This is a genomic window from Micromonospora sp. NPDC048868 (genome assembly GCF_043198195.1).
GTDB lineage: Bacteria > Actinomycetota > Actinomycetes > Mycobacteriales > Micromonosporaceae > Micromonospora > Micromonospora reichwaldensis.
The window spans coordinates 113,805-131,915 of record NZ_JBICUN010000004.1; the positions used below are offsets into that span (position 1 = coordinate 113,805).

At 69.0% G+C, this 18,111-nt stretch carries 19 protein-coding genes and 1 pseudogene; 4 read left to right on the top strand and 16 right to left on the bottom strand.

The features are described 5' to 3' along the window. Positions 1 to 41: 41 nt before the first annotated feature. From ACGFNF_RS07790 to ACGFNF_RS07810, 5 genes and pseudogenes are all read right to left on the bottom strand, one after another. Positions 42 to 2,570: a bifunctional diguanylate cyclase/phosphodiesterase gene (locus ACGFNF_RS07790; RefSeq protein WP_357579612.1), complete on the bottom strand. Its 2,529-nt coding sequence runs from the start codon at positions 2,568 to 2,570 to the stop codon at positions 42 to 44. Between the two features lie 617 nt (positions 2,571 to 3,187). Then, positions 3,188 to 3,595, bottom strand: coding sequence for an arsenate reductase ArsC (locus tag ACGFNF_RS07795; RefSeq protein WP_393166499.1), 408 nt, complete (start codon positions 3,593 to 3,595; stop codon positions 3,188 to 3,190). 13 nt (positions 3,596 to 3,608) lie between these two features. Further along, on the bottom strand, positions 3,609 to 4,118 hold the full coding sequence (locus tag ACGFNF_RS07800; protein WP_393166501.1) for a GNAT family N-acetyltransferase: 510 nt from the start codon (positions 4,116 to 4,118) through the stop codon (positions 3,609 to 3,611). 20 nt (positions 4,119 to 4,138) lie between these two features. After that, positions 4,139 to 4,846, bottom strand: a pseudogene (locus ACGFNF_RS07805) (aquaporin); the annotation flags it as partial. Continuing rightward, positions 4,843 to 5,214 (bottom strand): ArsR/SmtB family transcription factor, encoded by a 372-nt coding sequence (locus ACGFNF_RS07810; protein ID WP_393166503.1) that lies wholly within the window; start codon positions 5,212 to 5,214, stop codon positions 4,843 to 4,845. The pseudogene ACGFNF_RS07805 and the gene ACGFNF_RS07810, both read right to left, overlap by 4 nt. 246 nt (positions 5,215 to 5,460) lie before the next feature. Here ACGFNF_RS07810 and ACGFNF_RS07815 point away from each other — a divergent pair, with 246 nt between their 5' ends. Further along, the gene (locus tag ACGFNF_RS07815) at positions 5,461 to 5,919 is read left to right on the top strand and encodes an ArsI/CadI family heavy metal resistance metalloenzyme (protein WP_393166505.1); all 459 of its coding nucleotides are present in this window, start codon (positions 5,461 to 5,463) and stop codon (positions 5,917 to 5,919) included. Positions 5,920 to 6,337: 418 nt separating this feature from the next. Here ACGFNF_RS07815 and ACGFNF_RS07820 read toward each other — a convergent pair whose 3' ends face one another. Continuing rightward, positions 6,338 to 7,108 (bottom strand): DUF6518 family protein, encoded by a 771-nt coding sequence (locus tag ACGFNF_RS07820; RefSeq protein ID WP_393166507.1) that lies wholly within the window; start codon positions 7,106 to 7,108, stop codon positions 6,338 to 6,340. After that, positions 7,078 to 7,596: a GNAT family N-acetyltransferase gene (locus ACGFNF_RS07825; protein WP_393166509.1), complete on the bottom strand. Its 519-nt coding sequence runs from the start codon at positions 7,594 to 7,596 to the stop codon at positions 7,078 to 7,080. Before ACGFNF_RS07825 ends, ACGFNF_RS07820 begins: the two co-directional genes overlap by 31 nt. A 242-nt stretch (positions 7,597 to 7,838) precedes the next feature. Between ACGFNF_RS07825 and ACGFNF_RS07830 the strand changes: the two genes are divergently transcribed. Both ACGFNF_RS07830 and ACGFNF_RS07835 read left to right on the top strand, forming a co-directional pair. Further along, positions 7,839 to 8,192 carry a PadR family transcriptional regulator gene (locus tag ACGFNF_RS07830; RefSeq protein WP_393166511.1) on the top strand — a complete coding sequence of 118 codons (354 nt, stop codon included), beginning with the start codon at positions 7,839 to 7,841 and terminating at the stop codon, positions 8,190 to 8,192. After that, positions 8,189 to 9,106 (top strand): hypothetical protein, encoded by a 918-nt coding sequence (locus ACGFNF_RS07835; RefSeq protein ID WP_393166513.1) that lies wholly within the window; start codon positions 8,189 to 8,191, stop codon positions 9,104 to 9,106. The genes ACGFNF_RS07830 and ACGFNF_RS07835 overlap by 4 nt, the downstream gene beginning before the upstream one ends. A gap of 440 nt (positions 9,107 to 9,546) precedes the next feature. Here ACGFNF_RS07835 and ACGFNF_RS07840 read toward each other — a convergent pair whose 3' ends face one another. Further along, complete coding sequence (locus ACGFNF_RS07840) at positions 9,547 to 9,984, bottom strand: hypothetical protein (protein ID WP_393166896.1); 438 nt, start codon at positions 9,982 to 9,984, stop codon at positions 9,547 to 9,549. A 66-nt stretch (positions 9,985 to 10,050) separates the two neighbouring features. Here ACGFNF_RS07840 and ACGFNF_RS07845 point away from each other — a divergent pair, with 66 nt between their 5' ends. Further along, positions 10,051 to 10,581: a pentapeptide repeat-containing protein gene (locus ACGFNF_RS07845; RefSeq protein WP_393166861.1), complete on the top strand. Its 531-nt coding sequence runs from the start codon at positions 10,051 to 10,053 to the stop codon at positions 10,579 to 10,581. Between the two features lie 21 nt (positions 10,582 to 10,602). Here ACGFNF_RS07845 and ACGFNF_RS07850 read toward each other — a convergent pair whose 3' ends face one another. The 8 genes from ACGFNF_RS07850 to ACGFNF_RS07885 all read right to left on the bottom strand — a co-directional run bounded on the left by ACGFNF_RS07850 (position 10,603) and on the right by ACGFNF_RS07885 (position 17,302). Continuing rightward, the gene (locus tag ACGFNF_RS07850; protein ID WP_393166515.1) at positions 10,603 to 12,039 is read right to left on the bottom strand and encodes a tyrosine-type recombinase/integrase; all 1,437 of its coding nucleotides are present in this window, start codon (positions 12,037 to 12,039) and stop codon (positions 10,603 to 10,605) included. Then, a complete protein-coding gene (locus ACGFNF_RS07855) occupies positions 12,036 to 12,221 on the bottom strand; it encodes an AlpA family transcriptional regulator (protein WP_030329852.1) in 186 nt (61 codons plus the stop codon). Before ACGFNF_RS07855 ends, ACGFNF_RS07850 begins: the two co-directional genes overlap by 4 nt. Beyond that, on the bottom strand, positions 12,218 to 13,996 hold the full coding sequence (locus ACGFNF_RS07860) for a replication initiator (RefSeq protein ID WP_393166517.1): 1,779 nt from the start codon (positions 13,994 to 13,996) through the stop codon (positions 12,218 to 12,220). The genes ACGFNF_RS07855 and ACGFNF_RS07860 overlap by 4 nt, the downstream gene beginning before the upstream one ends. Next, entirely contained in the window at positions 13,993 to 14,568 is a 576-nt protein-coding gene (locus ACGFNF_RS07865; RefSeq protein WP_393166519.1) for a DUF2637 domain-containing protein, read from the bottom strand. The genes ACGFNF_RS07860 and ACGFNF_RS07865 overlap by 4 nt, the downstream gene beginning before the upstream one ends. Beyond that, entirely contained in the window at positions 14,565 to 14,756 is a 192-nt protein-coding gene (locus ACGFNF_RS07870; RefSeq protein ID WP_393166521.1) for a hypothetical protein, read from the bottom strand. The genes ACGFNF_RS07865 and ACGFNF_RS07870 overlap by 4 nt, the downstream gene beginning before the upstream one ends. 5 nt (positions 14,757 to 14,761) lie before the next feature. Next, entirely contained in the window at positions 14,762 to 15,016 is a 255-nt protein-coding gene (locus ACGFNF_RS07875) for a hypothetical protein (RefSeq protein WP_358164290.1), read from the bottom strand. Next, the gene (locus tag ACGFNF_RS07880; RefSeq protein WP_393166523.1) at positions 15,013 to 16,632 is read right to left on the bottom strand and encodes an FtsK/SpoIIIE domain-containing protein; all 1,620 of its coding nucleotides are present in this window, start codon (positions 16,630 to 16,632) and stop codon (positions 15,013 to 15,015) included. The genes ACGFNF_RS07875 and ACGFNF_RS07880 overlap by 4 nt, the downstream gene beginning before the upstream one ends. A gap of 274 nt (positions 16,633 to 16,906) precedes the next feature. Continuing rightward, positions 16,907 to 17,302, bottom strand: coding sequence for a transcriptional regulator (locus ACGFNF_RS07885; protein ID WP_151453817.1), 396 nt, complete (start codon positions 17,300 to 17,302; stop codon positions 16,907 to 16,909). Positions 17,303 to 18,111: the final 809 nt, after the last annotated feature.

Sequence of the window (18,111 nt, forward strand, 5' to 3'; positions counted from 1 at the left end):
CGGAGAAGAAATCGGATCCCCTACCGGGGCGTCTCCGCAGTTCAGGGCACGGCACGCAGCCGGGGAAGCTCCCCTGGGGAGATCGTCTCCGGGTCCACCTGGGCGCCGAACCAGGCCTCCAGCCGCTCGTACGGCAACGGGCGGCTGAACAGGAAGCCCTGGCCGATCTCGCAGCCGATGTCCTGGAGCAGCTCCAGGGTCAGCTCGCTCTCCACGCCCTCGGCGACCACGGCCAGGCCGAACTGCTGGGAGAGCGTGACCACCGCGTTGACGATCGCCAGGTCGCCCGGGTCCGTCGCCATGCCCTGCACGAAGGAGCGGTCGACCTTCACCTCGTGCACCGGCAGGCGGCGCAGGTGGGCCAGGGACGAGTCGCCGGTGCCGAAGTCGTCCACCGACAGCCGTACGCCGAGGTCCCGCAGTCGCCGCAGGGTCGGGATGGGCCGGTCGGTGCCGTCCAGCACCCCGGCCTCCTTGATCTCCAGCGTGAGCAGCTGCGGCGGCACGCCGTACTCGTCGAGCAGCTCCTTGACGCTGGCCGGGAAGTGCTGGTCGGTGAGCGTACGCGCGGAGAGGTTGACCGCGACGGCGAGCGGCTGGCCGGCGTGCGTCCAGTCCCGGCTGCGCCGCAGCCCCTCGCGGAGCACGAACTCGGTGAACCGGCCGAGCTGGCCGGTGTGCTCGGCCACCGCGACGAAGTCCTCCGGGGCGACCGTGCCGTGCGCCGGGTGCTCCCAGCGGGCCAGGCACTCCACGCCGACCAGCCGGCGGTCGCGCAGCGTCACCTTGGGCTGGAAGTAGACCTCCAGCTCGTCGGCGTCCAGCGCGCGCCGCAGGTCGCCGGCGAGGCCGAGCCGCCGCAGCGACCGCGACTCCAGCGTCGGGCTGAACAGCTGCACGCTGCCCGGCACGGACTTGGCCGCCGTGGCTGCCAGATCCACCCGTTGCAGCAGGGCGACGGCGTCGCTGCCGTGGTCGGGGTACACGGCGACACCGACCGCCGTGTCCACGTCGAGGGTGAGCGCGTCGAAGACCATCTCGTCGCGGATCTGCTCGCGCAGCTGCGCGGCCAGCTCCATCGCCGCCTCGGCGCTCTCCAGGCGCAGCGTCACCAGGAACTCGTCCCCGCCGGCCCGCCCGACCAGAGCCGACGAGGGTACGCAGGAGCGCAGCCGGTTGGCGACCTCCACCAGGACCTTGTCGCCGGCGGCGTGCCCGAGCGACTCGTTGACCTGGCGCAGCCGGTCGACGTCGAACAGCAGCAGGGCCACCACCTCGCCGGGCGCCCGGATCTTGACGGCCTCCTCCAGCGCGCCCGTGATCCGTCGCCGGTTCGGCAGCCTGGTCAGCGTGTCGTGACTGGCGTCGTGCCGGAGCCGGTCGACCAGCCGCGAATTCTCCAACGCCACCGCCGCGTGCGCCGCCACCGTCTCGAAGAGCGGCACGTCGGTGCGGACGAAGTAGTTGCTGTCCCCCAGCCGGTTGGCCACCTCCAGCGTCCCGATGACCGCCTGGCCGGACCGCAGCGGAAGGACGATCACGTCCTTGACCCGGTGCGTCGAGAGGGGGGCGCGCAGGTCGCCGTCGGTCGTCAGTCCTCGACCGACGGCCACGGTGCGGCCCTCGTCGCGGGCCCGTTCCCGCAGGGCGGCCGGGGTCTTGGCGAAGTCGAGCAGCCCGGGGGCGTCGTTGCGGGCAGTCAGCAGCACCTCGGGATGCCGGCCCTGGGCGGGCAGCCAGAGCGTCGCGTACTCCGCCTGCATGAGCGCCCGTACGCGGCCCAGCAGGGCGTCGGGCAGCGTGCCGTACTCACCGCTCTCGCTGACCGCGCGGCTCAGCTCGTACATGTCGGTGAGGGTGCGGTGCTGCCGGAAGAACTGCGCGTACGCCCGGTAGACGAGGGCCATCGCGACGAGGAGGGCCCCCAGCAGCAGCAGCGACCACCAGGTGGCCGCGATGAGGATGAGGACGATCATGCCGCTGGCGATGTTGATCATCGCGGCCAGGAGCGCGGGCGGCGACTGCCGGAGCGCGCCCCGGCCGGCCTGCCAGCCCTGCAACAGCGTGTGCACGCCGGCGACCGAGGCGAGGCTCAACAGGTTGACCATGCTGGCCGCGAGGGACAGTTTGAGCCAGGTGGCCGGGCCGACGCCCTCGACGGGCGGCATCGCCTCGAGCACGAGGACGGCCAACGACGAACCCGCGGCCGCCCGGCCCACGTTGAACCAGAACTTCGTCGCGCCGAACCGGTGCCGCAGGTGGGTCGCCGCCGACGCGACCGTGTAGATCACGACGACCGTCAGCGGTTCGACGAGGAAGAACGCGAGGACCAGCGGGATCTCGGTCAGGGTCACGCCGAGGGACTGCCGCCGGACGGTGAAGTTCAGCACCGGGAGCCCGGCGGCCACCATGGCCACGAGGAGTGGCAGCGCTAGCGACCACCCGCCGAACGGCTGCGGCGCGACGAGGCTGACCGTCGTCGTGCAGACGATGGCGATCAGGGCCAACGGCCCGGTGATCAGCCACGCGTACTCAGTCGAGCGGGGGCCGGTGGGGCCACGACCCGCCATCCCGTGCCCCCTTACCGGCCCGCCGGTCTCACGTCATCGAGCGGTGGTTGCTCAGCGAGGTGCGGGCATGTTCCAGATGATGTCGCCAAGCTGGGCATCTGCGGAGCCCCAGGCGTCACCGACCCAGACGACGCTCGCGAGGGCTGCGAGTACGAAAAGCGAGCCAAGCAGCCGGCCCAGCCTTCGACCAGACATGTTTGCTCCTGTCAGGAAGTGTCACGGGGATGGTGGAGGTTCCACGATCGTGCCACAAGGCAGGTACCCAGAAAAGCGGTGCGCGTACCGCCGGACCGAGCGTCGACGACGTTCCGCCGTTCGGCCACCGGGCCGCCCCGGCCGAGCCCTGATCACGGGGCTGAGCGGGCACCGTGCACTTCGCACATTGCGGATTGCGACCTTCCGCGCAATTGGGGAAGGTCCGGGAGTCCGAGCGTACCCACTCTCACCGTGGGTGACCTCCTGCCCGGGAGGAGGTCCGGCCGGACATCGACCACCATACTCGTTCTGTGCCAGCGCGCCAGGGCTGAGACGAGGGACCGACAAAAGCTCCGCCACGGACTCGGGCGGGACCATCGGGACGGCGGCAGGAAGCAGGTGGGAAGGCAGCGGGCGGGGTGCTAGCCGCGTTGCTCGATGCTGACCAGCAGCTGCGTAACCCGGGTCCTGATGTCGTCGCGGACCTGGCGGACGATGTCGAGGGGTTGGCCGGCGGGGTCGGTGAGCTTCCAGTCTTCGTAGCGCTTGCCGGGGAAGACGGGGCAGGCGTCGCCGCAGCCCATGGTGATGATGACGTCGCTGGCTTCGGCCGCGTCCCAGGTGAGTTTGGCCGGGGTCTGGTCGACGATGTCGATGCCGATCTCCCGCATGGCGTCGACGGCGACGGGGTTGATCTGGTCGGCGGGTGCGCTGCCGGCGGAGCGGACCTCGATGGTGTCTCCGGCGAGGTGGCGCAGCCAGGCGGCGGCCATCTGGGAGCGGCCGGCGTTGTGGACGCAGACGAACAGGACGCTGGGCTTGTCGCTCATGATGTTCTTCCTGTCAGCTGACGATCGGACTGCGGCGCTCGATGAGGGTGACGTCGCGCCAGGTTCCGTGGTGGCGGCCGACGCGTTCGCGGGTGCCGACGGTGCGGAAGCCGCAGGCGGTATGCAGGGCGAGGCTGGCGGTGTTCTCGGGAAAGACGCCGGATTGGATGGTCCAGATGCCGGCCTGCTCGGTGGAGGCGATCAGGGCGTCGAGCAGGAGGCGGCCGACTCCCTGGCCGCGGGCTTCGGGGTGGACGTAGACGGAGTGCTCGACGACCCCGGCGTAGACGCACCGGTCGGAGACGGCGGAGCAGGCGACCCAGCCGAGGACCCGGCCGGTGGGGTCGACGGCCACCCAGCGGTGACCGGGCAGCCGGCTGGCGGTGAACTGCTCCCAGGTGGGCGGCTCGGTCTCGAAGGTGGCGTTGCCGGTGGCGATGCCGAGCCGGTAGATGTCCAGTACGGCGTCGGCGTGCTGGACGCCCATGGCAGCGATGGAGATGCCGGTGGCGGGGGCGGTCATCGGTTCTCCCGGGCGAGGTGCGGCACGACGACGGCGTCGGCGGAGTCGGCGGCGTGGGGATACCAGGCGGCGAGGGCCGCGACGGCGACCAGGCCGCCGACGAGCTGGGCGGCGACGAAGCCGGGCACCGACGCCGGGGCGATGCCGGCGAAGGTGTCGGTGAACGCGCGACCGATGGTGACAGCGGGGTTGGCGAACGAGGTCGACGAGGTGAACCAGTAGGCCGCGCCGATGTAGGCGCCCACGGCGGCAGGGGCCACAGTCGTACGGCCGGAGTGGGCGAGGGCGAAGACCAGGACGACGAGACCCGCGGTGGCGACCACCTCGGCCAGCCACAGGTTCCCGCCGGTCCGCACGGTACGCGACCAGACCACGGCTGGCAGGTCGAACATCAGGCCAGCCAGCACCGCCCCGGTGATGGCTCCGCCGGTCTGGGCGGCGGCGTAGGCGGCGAGGTCCCGGGCGGTCAGGCCGGTGCCGGCGCGGCGGCCGAGCCACCAGTCGACGGCGGAGACGACCGGGTTGAAGTGCGCCCCGGACACCGGCCCGAACATGAGGATCAGCGCGCCCAGGGCGAGGGCGGTGGCGATCGCGTTCTCCAGGAGTTGGAGCCCGACGTCGTTCGGAGAGAGCCGGGAGGCGGCGATCCCGGAGCCGACGACGGCGGCGACCAGCAGGGCCGTACCCGTGAACTCAGCCGATGCCCGGCGGGCCAGGGTGAGAGTCACGCGGTGGCCTGGGCGGACCCGGCGGGGAGGTCCAGCAGCGCGCCGAGCTGCCGAAATGCTTCCGGGCGGGCCCGGTACCACACCCAGGTGCCGCGACGGTCGGCGTCGACCAGGCCGGCCTCGCGCAACACCTTGAGGTGGTGGGAGATGGTCGGCCCGGACAGGTCGAACGCCGGGGTCAGGTCGCAGACGCAGATCTCCGGCACGGAGGCGATCATCGACATCAGCCGCAGCCGGATCGGGTCGCCCAGCGCCTTGAACATCGGCGCGACCACCGCCGCCTGCGCGGCCTCCAGCGGGCGGACCGCGATCGGGGAGCAGCAGGCCACGGCTTGGAGGTCCACCACCGGCAGCGCTTGTTTCGACATGCCTCTAGGTTGACAGATCTCGAAACAGGGTGCAACGTAGGGCCTGCTTCGAAAAACATCTAGGCAAGGGCGAAGTGATGCTCAAGTTGTTCTCCCGTCGTCGCCACACCCACGTTCGCGGCGTGACGCTCTGCGAGCCGTGCGGGCAGGTCTGCACTGCGGACTGCCGCGCCGACGCCCGTCACGAGCGCACCCGCACCACCGCTCTCACCAGCCACATCCGCTGAATCCGTCAGGAGGGGAACCATGTCCCGCGTCCAGCTCGCCCTGCGTGTATCCGACCTCGAAGGCTCCATCGCCTTCTACTCGAAGCTGTTCGACACCGAGCCGGCCAAACGTCGCCCTGGCTACGCCAACTTCGCCATCGAGAACCCGCCGCTGAAGCTCGTGCTCCTGGAGGGCGAAGCCGACCAGCCCACCGTGATGGACCACCTGGGCGTCGAGGTGTTCAGCACCGACGAGGTCAACGCCGCCACCAGGCGCCTCACCGACTCCGGCCTGATCACCCTGGAGGAGAACAGCACCGAATGCTGCTACGCCCTCCAGGACAAGGTCTGGGTACGCGGCCCCGGCAACGAGCCCTGGGAGGTCTACACCGTCAAGGCCGACTCCGACCAACTGGACAAGGCCACCGAGAGCGCGTGCTGCACCCCCGCCACCGACAGGGAAACGGCCACCGCCGGGGTGCAGGCAAACTGCTGCTGACCGCTGCGAATCCGCGCCCGCCCTCGGTTCGAGGGTGGGCGCGATTGCTCGGGTAGGCACAACTCCACGGACAGCATCGGCCAGTGGTTGCGGGCGAGAGCGTCTATCGCAGCCCTCCGCCAAGATCACCTGTTCCTGCGGTCCCTGCGGAGAGCCTGATCAGGTTGGACTCCGCCGGTCTGAACGAGAACGGCCCCCGGAGTGCGTTCGCAGTTCCCTGGGGCCGCCCGTACTCCTGCTTGGCGGGTAGCGGATTCGAACCTCTGTAGCCCTCGCGACAGATTTACAGGGGCGTCCGTGATCTTGGCTGGGGCAAAGTAACTGAGCTGCCGTTTCTGCCTTCCAATCGTCCGTCCGGGGAGGGCCACCCACCATCTGCCCCTTGGATGGAACCTTGCCCCGAGGAGGCCGCTCGTGGCTACAGCGTCATCCGAACCGACTCGATGAAATGCCAACTCGCGATGCTCGCCACCGTCGACACCGCGGCGGCCATCAAGAAGACCCGCAGTGAGATCGGTGGCCGACGGAGCCGTAACACAACGAGCGCGGCTGCTGCCGCAAGGAGAAGTTGTACCGCTGCCGTCCCCAGCCTCGTCCAGACGAAGGAATCCATGGGACCGACCCAGGCGAACGCGATGTAGAGGACGGTGTAGGCCGCCTCCCCGACAAGCAGCCCGAGCGCTACGCCGAGAGCAACGCCGGCGTTGCGGGTCGTGCCTGTCCTGAAAACGTGGGCAAGGTAGCCAAGCACCAATCCGCCAAACAACGAGCCAGCCAGCCAGAAGGTCGACGCGCGCATGATGGAGCCGAGCCCGTCCGGTGGTGGCGCCGAACCGCTGATCCACTGCCGGCTCAGTACAGCGATGAGGCCGTAATAGGTCAGAGTCGCCCCGGCGAGTGTGCCGACCCCAGCGACCAGAGCTGATCTCAAGGTCGCGGCGTAGTAGCTCACGGCGAGGGACACCACGGCCCAGGCGAATCCCGAACTGAAGGCTGGCACGAGGACCCTGCCCACAGCTTCCGGCACGAGGTCGGCAGCGAACGCCGCCATCCCCAAGGCGACTCCCGCAAGGACCGGGGGAAGCACCTCTCGCCACGCCCTTCGTCTACCGAGGGTCTTCGAATCCGTCACCTGAACACCGCCGGGACGATCAAGGTTCACTGTTGCGCTCTCATCCGCGCTGCCCACGGGCGGTCGATCGCGTACATCACCTGACGCGCGGCGAACTCCTCGAACGCGTCGACCCGGACCATGCCAAGGGCTTCCAAGAGGCGGACCGATCGGGTGTTCGCCTCCTGAGTGACAGCGATCAGCCGGGCGGCGTCCGGGAACCGGTCGAAGGCCAACCCGATGGCCGCCGCGCATGCCTCCCGGGCGTACCCACTCCCCCACCACTCCGGTAGGAAGACGTAAGACAACTCAAGATCACCTGTGCGGTACCGGCCCAGGTGGCACCTACCGACGGCCTCCCCGGAGTGCGTCGCCACCATCAGTCCGCCCGCCTGGTCATACCTCCGACGCTCGGCCACTTCCACATCGGACACCGGACCACCGAGGTATCGCCGCATCACCGGGTCACGCCACATCCGTTCGATGACAGCCATGTCGGACGAGTGAACCTCTCGCAGTACGAGCCTGTCCGTCACTGCCAGTGGCGAACCCACTTCACCAGTCATCGACTCAGTCTGCACTTATCCCGCGCTCACCCGAGGGCGTCGCCGATCTTGTCGTTCATGATCACGGCCGCGTGCGAGGTGGTGTCCCACTACGGCCCGCAGTGCGTGCTGGCCCCGACTTCCGGGTGCACCCACCGGACTCGCGCCCAGCTACGAGCGACAGACGTCAACTACTCCAAGTAGCCGCCTTCGCGATCATCGAGCCTTGACCCATACGTCGACCATCTGCTTATGTTGATGACATGACTGGTTCCTTCGCGTCGATGCGCGAACCCACCTACTTCATCTTGGCCGCGTTGCAGGACGAACCCTTGCACGGCTACGCGATCGTCAAGCGGGCGCAGGAGTTGTCCGACGGGCGGGTGCGCCTCACGACGGGCACCCTCTACGCCGCTCTGGACCGGCTCACCCGTGAAGAGATGGTGCGGGTGGCCGAGGAAACGGTGGTCAACGGCCGCGCCCGCCGCACCTACGAGCTCACCCAGCTAGGTATGTCCGCACTACGTGCGGAAGCAGAGCGGATGGCTGCGGCGGCCAGCGTCGTTCGTGACCGTTCCGTCCGCTCGACGCTTGCGGCTTGGGTGGTGCCGGCATGACTGAACTGGAGCGCCGCTACCGGTGGCTACTGCGGGCCTACCCTCGCGCCTACCAGCAGTATCGCGCCGACGAGATGCTCGAAACCCTGCTCGCCACGGCTGACGACGAGCGGCAGCGGCCGCACCTTCGAGAAGCGGCGGCGCTCGTGGTCGGAGGGCTACGCGCCCGCACCGGTGTCGACCGTCTCGGCTCGCGATCAGCGCTGGGATACTCCGCGCTGCGACTGTCCGCGCTGTCCCTACTCGTGTACGGCATGACGCTCTGGGCCGGGGGCCCGATCTCATTCTTGGTGTCGACGCTGTCGGATGGCCCATACAAACCCGACACGTGGTGGTTCATGCTCATCGTCATTCCGACGGTGCTGGCCATCGCGCTTTTCGCTACGGCATGGGGCAGCTACCGACTGGCATTCGCTGCGACAATATTGGCCGTGGCCGCGCAACTCTGGTCGGCAAGTTGGTTTGCCCAATCGCTTTGGTTGGTTTTTAGCCTCCAGGGTTCGATTGTTCCCAGGTTTTGGCCAGCGCTGCTGGCTTCGCTGGCCTTGCTGCCACTGCTCCGCGCACCCCGAACGCCCGTGACCAAACCATGGGCCTGGCCCGTCCTCGGGGCACTGGCAGTCGTCGCTTTGACGCCGAGCCCGATCAACGGCTGGTCGGACGCACCACTTATGTCCCTGTACGCGTTCGCCGCACTGGCCGTCATCGCCGCGCCCATCGATGCACGGATGCCCATCGTCGCCTCGGTGCTCCTCCTGGCGCCAGCCTTGGCGCAAGCCACCTACCAGCTCTATTTCAAACAAGCAGGGTGGGAACTGGACATTTCCATCACCACGATCCTCATCCTCACGGCGGTCATGGTGATCACGCTTGCAGCCGGCACAATCGCAGGCCGCCGCCAAGCCCGCATGTAGACACGGAAGCGCCCCCGCCACCCACTTCTCGTGGATAGCTGGAAGCCGAGCCGGCTGCGGGACGGTCTGCCTACGACGAGTCACAACGGCTGGATTCAGCCGGACGACAACGGCCCCCGATCAGCATTCCTGCTGGTCAGGGGCCGTTGGTGCTCCTGGTGGCGGGTAGAGGATTCGAACCTCTGTAGCTTTCGCGACGGATTTACAGGGCGTCCGCGATCTTGGAAAGACCGCCGCTCTGAGCTGCGGACTCTCCTCGTCCACCCGGCCCAAACCGACGGGTCGCCCACGATCTGCCCACAACCCCCAGGCCGCGGCGGCCAATGGCCCCTGGACGTCGAGTAGCAGCGGTCAGGTCCAATGAACGGGTGCCAAGCATTCTTGACCGCATCGCCGCTGCCCGCGCAGGCTGGAGCACGGGGGCTTCCCTCACCACCGCGTCACCACCTCCGCGCCGCACCCGGCTCGCTAGCCGCCGCACAAGCCATGCCGTCCCCCGGCGACTGCGAACCGGCTCCGCACGGACAGCCCGCCTTGAGATTGCTCCTGTCGCACCTCTCGATCTCAAGCCCGATCCCTGGCAACGACTGCTTGCCATTGGCAGCATCCTCTCGGTGATCATCCTTGCCGTTGGCCTCTTCATCACGAACTCGGCCAACCGACATCAGCAGGAGGCCACTCGCCAGCAGCAAAACCTCACCGCTTCGGGACAGATCACCGATCGATTCGCCAAGGCTGTCGAGCAACTTGGTCAGCCTGGCAGAGACAAGATGGATGTCCGCCTCGGGGCCATCTACTCTCTTGAGCGCATCATGCGTGACTCTGCCGTTGACCATCCTGCCGTCGTAGAAGTCCTTGCCGCCTTCATCCGCGTACACGCTCGGGCATCCGACGCTGGCCCGATACGACCGGTTACAGCCGCGGGTACCTTCGTTCGTCCAGACATGCCGGAGGACATCCAGGCCGCACTTACGGTTCTTGGCCGCCGAAACACCAGACACGATCAGTTACCTGAAGGGCTGAATCTAGCCGCTACCAATCTCGGCGGCGCAAGGCTAAGCAAAGCCGTCCTTGAAGGGGCATACCTCGACAATGCGGACCTCCGAGGAGCCTTCCTGGGAGCGGCCAAGTTGAGAAAGGCCTTCATGGGACGAGCGAACCTCTACGCAGCTGAACTCGGTAACGCTGACCTCAGCGAAGCCTTCCTAGGTAGCGCTGATCTTCGTTTCGTACGCCTGCACGGCACTGACCTCCAAGGCGCCGACTTGCGAGGCGCCGATCTTCGCAGCGCCGATCTACAGGGCGCTTCTCTAGTGGCGGCAGACTTGAGCGGAGCAGACCTGCGCGGCGCCGTAGGACTGACGTCTGCACGAATTCGGTGCACTGCCATGGACGACCTGACGCAACTTCCTGCGGGAGTCTCCCGTCCTGCTCCCCTAACGGACCTACAGAGAGAGGCATGTCGGTTCTCGTAGTGTCGTGGAGACGAGCTGGATTCACCCGAGTGCACCGCCGATCTTGTCGTTGACGGTGTCGTCTCCGCCGTCGATGCAGTTGGCGTAGACGCGGAGCAGGACGGCGACGCCGTGGCCCAGGCGCCGGGCGACCTCGGTCGGCGGGACCCCGGCATTCAGCCACAGCGAGGCCGCCGCATGACGCAGGTCGTAAGGACGGCGTACAAGGGGCGAGGCGACCTGGGGTGCGGTCAGCGCCTTCTCTCGGGCAAGTTTCCACCACCGGTCATAGACCGACTCGGAGAGCGGACCGCCGTGCAGGCCCCGGAAGAAGCGACCGTCCGGGCCGACGCCGTGGTTCTCGACGTGCGCGCACAGCAGCTCGACCAGCCGGGGCGGGATGGGGACCGTCCGGGTTTCCTGCCGGCCCCGGTGCTTGAGGCCGCGCCGCTCGTGGGAGCCGCCGTCATCGGTCCAGTGCGACCCGGCGCGCGGGGCGGTTCCGGCGAGCACCAAACGGCCCCAGCGGTATTCGATCTTCTCGTGGTCGCAGGACGCCGAAGGCTTCACCGCCGCCAGGTCGTCGAAGTCCGTCCGGCAGCCCAGGCAGCGCCCGGGAAGGTCGCAGTCCTCCCGCCGCAGGTCCGCCGCTTCGGAAGGTCGCATGCCCGCGTAGTAGAGGCAGCCGAAGAACGCTGTCACCTTGTCGGCCCGTTTGCCGAGAGATTTCACCGCCTCCAGCAGCGTGGCGACCTGGGCAGGATTCGCCACCACCCGCCGGTCGATGGACTGCGCCACCTCGGGGGCGGTCCACTGCACCCGGTCGACCGGGTTGGAGGCGATCAGCTCCAGCTCGACGGCATACCCAAGCGCGTTGTAGAAGGTGGCCCGCTTGCGCTGGACGGTGGAGGCAGCCGCGGGCTTGCCGTCGAGGCGTACGCACAGGCTGTCGAGGACGCGGCGGACCATCGCGGGCGAGTCCAGCTCGACTACCGGGAGCGAGGCGGTTTCCAGCCAGGTGAGTGCCGCCGCGTGGTCGGCCGGGATCTCGTCGGACCAGCGGCGCGGGTTGAGACCGTAGAGGTACAGCGCCTCACGGAGCAGGGCGTCATCCGGTCGGCCCCGCTTTGTCGGCCGGGTCAGGGTCACCGTGATGGAGGTCAGCGCCTCCACGATCGACCGCCGGGTCTTGGCCGCCGCCCGGGGCCACTTCATCTCGACGTACGCGCGGCTGTGCGCGTACCACGTAGTGGGGTTCTTGGTTCTGGCCTCCGAGACCGGGCGGCCGGTGGCAGGGTCGAAGGGCTCCCCCGCGTTGGCCGCCTGGACCAGCTCGGCGCGGAACGAGTGCGCCAGAGCCTTGGTACGGAACATCTCCTCGAAGCGCTGGTTGCTCACCGCCCAGCGGACCCGCCATGGCCGAGCCTTCCGGTCAACGCGCTTGCCGATCTCCCAGATCTGGACCTCGTAACTCTTCACGCCGCGTCCTGCTCCAGGTCACCGAGCCACCGACCGAGCGCCGATCGGCGGACCCGCAGTTGCCCATTCGGGAGCTTGATCACCCGCGGTCCCTTGCCGGTCTGCCGCCAGTAGAACCAGGTCGAGCGCGGTACGCGCAGCTCGGCGAGCACTTCCGGCACGGTCAACAACTCCTCGTTCACTGCGTTTCCTCCCCGTGGTGCTGTGCGCTGTGCTGAGTTGCCGAAAGATCTGGCGCCCCCTGCGCAGCCCGGTCCTTGGCGGCGAGCAGTTCGGAGCGCCAGCGGGCGCGTTCGCTGATCGACCGCATGAGCCGGTGGGACAGCGGTCCCACGTCGGGATCGTCGGGTCGGGCGAGTTCCCAGGCGTGCCGGACCCGTTCGGCGGTGGCGCCCTGGTCATCGACCAGCTGCCCGGTCTCGCCGGCCGTGACGCTGTCGGTGGTGGCACCAAGCAGGGCACGCACCCAGGCCCGCGCGTCGTGCTTGTGGTCGGCGAGGGTCTTGCCGGACCAGTCGCGGGAGATGAGGATGCGCCGGCCACCGATGCCGAGGGTGTCCCGCTGGTGCACCTTGCCCTTGCAGCGGCCCGGCTTGAGCTTTGCGTTCGCCCTCTTCGGCTGGACGCCGTACAGCAGCCAGTTCGCGCAGCGATCGGTACACGGCGTGAGCTGAAGTTGGTGCCAGAGCCGGTCGAGGTGCTTGCGCTGCCGGTCGGTGGTCGCCTTGTGGCAGTCGCCGGTGTGCTTGGTGATGTACTTCGTGACGTACCGGATGGTCCGCTCAGCGTCCTCGGTGCCGGGCATGACGCCGCGGGCGTCGACCTGGGCGCCGAAGCGGACGACGTGCACCGGCTCGGCGTCCGGGTCGTCGTCGATGGCGTCGAGGGCTTCCGCCCAGGTGGTCAGCGGCTCGTGGGTGTCCGGGTCGACCCACGCCGCCGCCTGCTCGTCCCAGACCGGGAGCCGGTCGAGGCTGTACCGCTGGACATCCACGCTCGGCCACCAGACCTGGTGATAGGTCGCGGCGGCCACGGTGCGCAGCACGTCGCGCGGGATGGTGCCCCGGATCGCGAAGTGCGCGTGTGGGGCGAGGCGACGTTGGGGCTCGACGCAGCCGGCGTACTGGACGTTCCAGCCCTCGCAGCGGCGCAGGTTCTGCCAGAACCGGTCGAGCAGCCGGGGGAAGTGCACGGCGTCCCAGGCGGCGCGGCGGTAGTCGTACCGGTCGGGGTTGACCGGGGTGCCGTCGGGGCGGACCGGCCCGTAGGAGTCGAGGGTGAGCGTGAGCCACATGGACGGCCGGAAGGTCGAGCCGTCCGGGGCGGTGTAGGTCTTGCCGACGGTGCGCCGCTCGACCTTGCGCCGGGGCAGGTCGGGGGCATCCTGGCGCCGCTTGGTGGAGCGCTTGCGCCGGCGGCCGGGCTCATCGTCCTGGTCCTCGTCGACGTTGCCGTGGGGTGGTCCGACGCGCCCGCGCAGACCTTCGGCGGCGATGGCTTCCTCTACCTCGCGGATGGCCTCGTCGATGTCGGTGACCTGGTCCCACTGGGCGGCGCGTACCGCTTCGTCGCGGGAGAACTCTAGGTGTGCGCGGAACAGGATCAGCGACTTCTGCGCCTCGGTCGCGGGTTCCGGGCCGGGTAGCGGCTCGTCGTCGCGGTGCCAGCCCTCGCGGATCTGGGCCTGCCGCAGCCGGCGGTTCTTCTTCGCGCACGGCCCGCACTTGTCCTCACGGGTCGCCCCGCAGGGCAGGTCGATGACCTCGGTCAGGCCGGTGTCGAGGTCGGTGCGGCGCATTGCCAGGGGGCGGACGCAGACGCCGTACTCAGCGGCGATCTCTTTCAGCACGTCGACCGAGCGGGGTAGCGCCATGCGGGCCGCCCGCGACCCCGGCCGAGGAACAGCAACCGGGGCCGGGGCGGCGGGGGCAAGGCCAGGCAGGGTCGCAACCGTCATCGAATGATCCCGACGACGTGTGGCCGGTTCGGCTGGACGACACGTGGAGGCAGCACCGCCGCCGGGGCAGAGATGACAGCCGGAGCCGGGACAGCCGGCGGTACGGGGTCGGCCGGACGCTGGGGTTCGGGGTCGGGGGTGGCCTGCTCGGGCACCTCGTACCAGTCGGCCTGCGGCTGGTCCGGTTCGGGAGCCGGCGGGGTGACCGGGGCGTTGGACAGGACGACCTTCACCAGGGCGAGGAACGCCAGGGACGGTACGGCCGCCACGATCCAGCCCCACACCGAGGGTTCCGCTTCGGCGACCTGGACGGCGAGGGAAAGCAGAGCGAACGCGACGAGCAGCGCCGCGACCAGGCCGACCGGGCGACCAGCACGGCGGCGGGCGCGGAGTTCGAGGCCGAGGTAGATCGCCATCAGCTCGACGGCTACGGCATTGGCCCAGCCGATCCAGTGCGGTTGGCCGTGGGCCACGGACAGGTCGTGAACGTGGGTGAAGGCAGCGGCGCCGGCCATCGTGCCGATGGCGAGCAGGATCACCAGGCGTACGGCGGATTCGGTGCGCTCGGTCATCGCCACTCCTCCAACGGCTTCTCGCGGATGGTGACGTCGATGCGGATTCGCCGGTCGTTCATGTCGCGTCGGCGGTTGACCATCTGCGCCAGGCCGTGGAGGGCGGCGGCGGTCTGGTCGGCGGGGCCGACGAGCTGGATACGCAGCGGACGCCGGAGCCGGTTGATGAAGCGGGTGAGGGTGTTCATGGCGGTTACCTCCGGGCAGGTCGGATATCGGTGCGGATGTAGTCGGGAGGGGTGCCGAGCGTGGCGACAGCTTCGGAGAGGCAGCGCCACAGCGCCCATGCCTCGTCGGGGGTCAGGGACATCCGTCGCCGGCCCGCACCGACCGCCAGATAGACCGGGTACGGGTCAGGCCGTTCGGGGTCGACCCGGACGGAGACGGCGGTAGTCGGTTCGGGGGTACGGAGCCGGTAGAAGCGGCGGCCGTTCGGGGTGCCGGTCACTTGAGATCACCCCCGCTGTCGCGGTCGAGCAGGTTGCGCAGCGCGTCGGGCAGCAGCGGCCCGGACGGCTTGCGGGGCAGCGGAGGGCGTACCGGTTCGGTGGCGGTTTCCCGGCCGACCTGGGCGAGGATGTCCGACGCGTCGACCGGCGCCGGGTACTGCCGCGCCATGTCGCGGATGTCGTCGTCGCTGACGTACGAGAACCGGACGCGCATCGGTTCGGGGGTGCCGTCGAGGATCACGTACCCGACGCCCTTGGCCCACCGGGGCATCTGGTCGGCCAGGGCACCCCGGTTGCGGGCACCCTCGCCCAACACGAGGTCGACCTGTGCCGCCTCCGTGAGCCCGAGCGCGATCCGGGTCGGGAACAGGTCCCGGAACGGCAGCACCTCCTTGCGGGGGTCCTGCAACGCGGCCACCACCAGGACGCCGACGCCGGCCCCCTGGGACAGCAGCAGGCCCAGCGAGCCGGCGATGCGCTTGCGCAGGTCGGCGTCTTGCAGGTACGCGGTGAGCGCGGCCATCTCGTCGACGACGACCACGACCAGGGGGTCAGCTTCGGTCGGCGTGTGCACCCGGACCGTGCCGGCGAGCCGGGTCTGACGTTCCCGCATCACCGTCACGGCCTCGTCGAGGAGGTCGGCCATGGCCTCGAAGGACTTGCAGGCGAACCGGGCGAACAGCGGCCGACCCATGGCGAACTCCATCCCGCCCTTGGGATCGATCACCCATAGCCGCACCAGGCCAGAAGTGATTCCGCCGGCCAGCGAGCGAACCAGCGACCAGAGCACCGAGCCCTTGCCAGACCGGGTGGCCCCGCCGATGAGGACGTGCGTTGCGAGCAGGTGCAGGGACCAGGTGCCCAGGTCTTCCCGCCGAGCCAGCGGCAGAGCGGTGAAGTCGGGGACTGCCGGAGCATCGAAGGGGGCCACGACCGGCCGCAGGGCGTCGGTGCGGACGAGCACCAGGTAGACCACGGTCGGCCGATCCCGGAACCGCACCCGGTCCACCCACCCCAGCACCAACGCCCAATAGCCGGTTCGAATCGGTGCATCGTCGGGCCGCTCGGAGTAGACCCGGGCGTGCCGCCGGCCGAAGGCGTACGCGAGGTTCGCCGTCACCTTCTGGAAGTCGGCTGGGGTCTGCCCGCGGACCATGCGGATGGTCAGCACGTCGAGGGCCTGATCCGAACGCACGCGAAGCAGCTCGGGAAAGACGGCCCGATGGTCATACGTCTCGGCGAGACCGCACAGGGTCATGGCCTCATACCACGCCCGCCGGTACACGAACACCTGACGGAACCGGCCGAGCAGCGGCCCCGCGCACCACCGCCACCAGGACGCCTCGTCGCGCCACCGCCACACCGCAGACAGCGCTAACGCCAGGACCAGCGGTACGACCAGACCCGCCCAGCCGTAGTCGGCGTAGAGGACGACGGCGAGCACGGCCAGGCCCACGGCGACCGGGTGACGGAGGCACCACCAGCAGGCCAGGGCGAGCCAGCGCAGCACCAGGCCGAGCATGACCGCCCACATCGGCAGCTTGAACCGCTTCGGCCGGATCACCATCAGATCCCCGGCGGTCACCATCACCACCCCGCCACGGGGCCGGCGCATCATCGCGCACCCCGCAGCGACACGAACCGACCCGACGCATCGCGGACCGCAGGGAGGGGAAGAACGAGCTGCCCGACGCAGAGCGGGCAGCGGTCAGCCGCGCCGCCGGCCGGGTCGAATCGGGACTGACACACGCCGCACCGAGGCTGAGCCGGGGCAGCCGAACGCCTACGCTTGGACACGTCACTACCTCTCTCGACAGAGCAGGGGGAAGAGACAGAGGGCGGGGCTGCCGTCCGCCAAGACCTGACAGCCCCGCCCCCACCTGATGCGGCTACGCCGCCGCCTTGCCGGCCACGCCCGCCGGGGCGCGCATCCCGGTCGCCCGCAGCGAGTACGCCATCCGACCGTTGTTCGACACGTAGGGCGTGACCGTCATGCCCTCGAACTCCACCGCCTCGAACGGGGCGCCCGTCGGCGGAACCGGCTGGTAGTCAGCCGAGATCTTCACCGTCGTCTCCCGGGAACGCTTTCCAAGCTCCGGGTCCAGGTCCATCACGCGGACCTGCCACACACGCTGGCCGGTCAGCTTGTCCTTCGCCGGGCTACGCCGGCCGGTCTTCTCGTCGTAGTCCTCGACCTCACCGAGGGACTCGGGGACCAGGGCGCATCCCGCCGGGAACACGTCCTCACAACGCACGGCGAACCTCGTACCGCCACGCAGAGCCATCGCTCAACCTCCAGGTTGTTGGCATGTCTGCCAAGTTGAGACTCCAAGGTAGACGGCACTTGGCAGACAAGTCAACAAGTCTGCTGGAGCCCCTGCGGGCTGGATGGCTTCTCGCGCTGCTGGGATCGCAAACCTTCACAGCAGCCCCATCGGCGGTCTTCGTGACCGCGACACCGAGGCGCTAACCGACCTAACCAACGCCGCCGGAGAAGCCGCACATGACCGAGCTGCTCGCTGGCACCTCATACGTGATTGGTTTAGAGACTTCTAAAACGGCGCGTATAACATCTACCCATGGCGGCGAGTGTGTAAGTTGGAGCAAGGTCCGAAGCTAAGGTTTGGACTGTTAGGTGCGTTGATCGCTCAACGCAACACCGAGCGGAAAGGTCTTCAACCCGCAGCAGTGCCGCCGTTCCTTCGGATCTGAGATGGAGGAAGCCCCCGCGCACCGTAGGCAAACGAGAGGCGAGGGCAACCCCCACCGGGTGAGCCCGTCTTTAGGCGGGCTCATCTTCCTTGAGGACTGCACCAAGCCCGACGACGAGCGGCGCCAGCAACCTCAGGGCGAGAACTGCCAGCTCAATCACGTTGCTGAGGCACCCCCAGCCGGACTTGCGGTGCCTACCAACCCTGCGCTGTCCGCAGATCTGGCAACCCTCGATCGGCATTACACCGGCCTCCCTTCTCCGTGGGACGGCTTTCGCCCCTTGAGGGGCCTGAAGACGACTTCCGCCCCACGGCTGGCCGGTCAATGCCTTCGTGATGGTACCGGGAAATGCGAGGTAGCCAGGAAGACGCGCTGGGCGCAT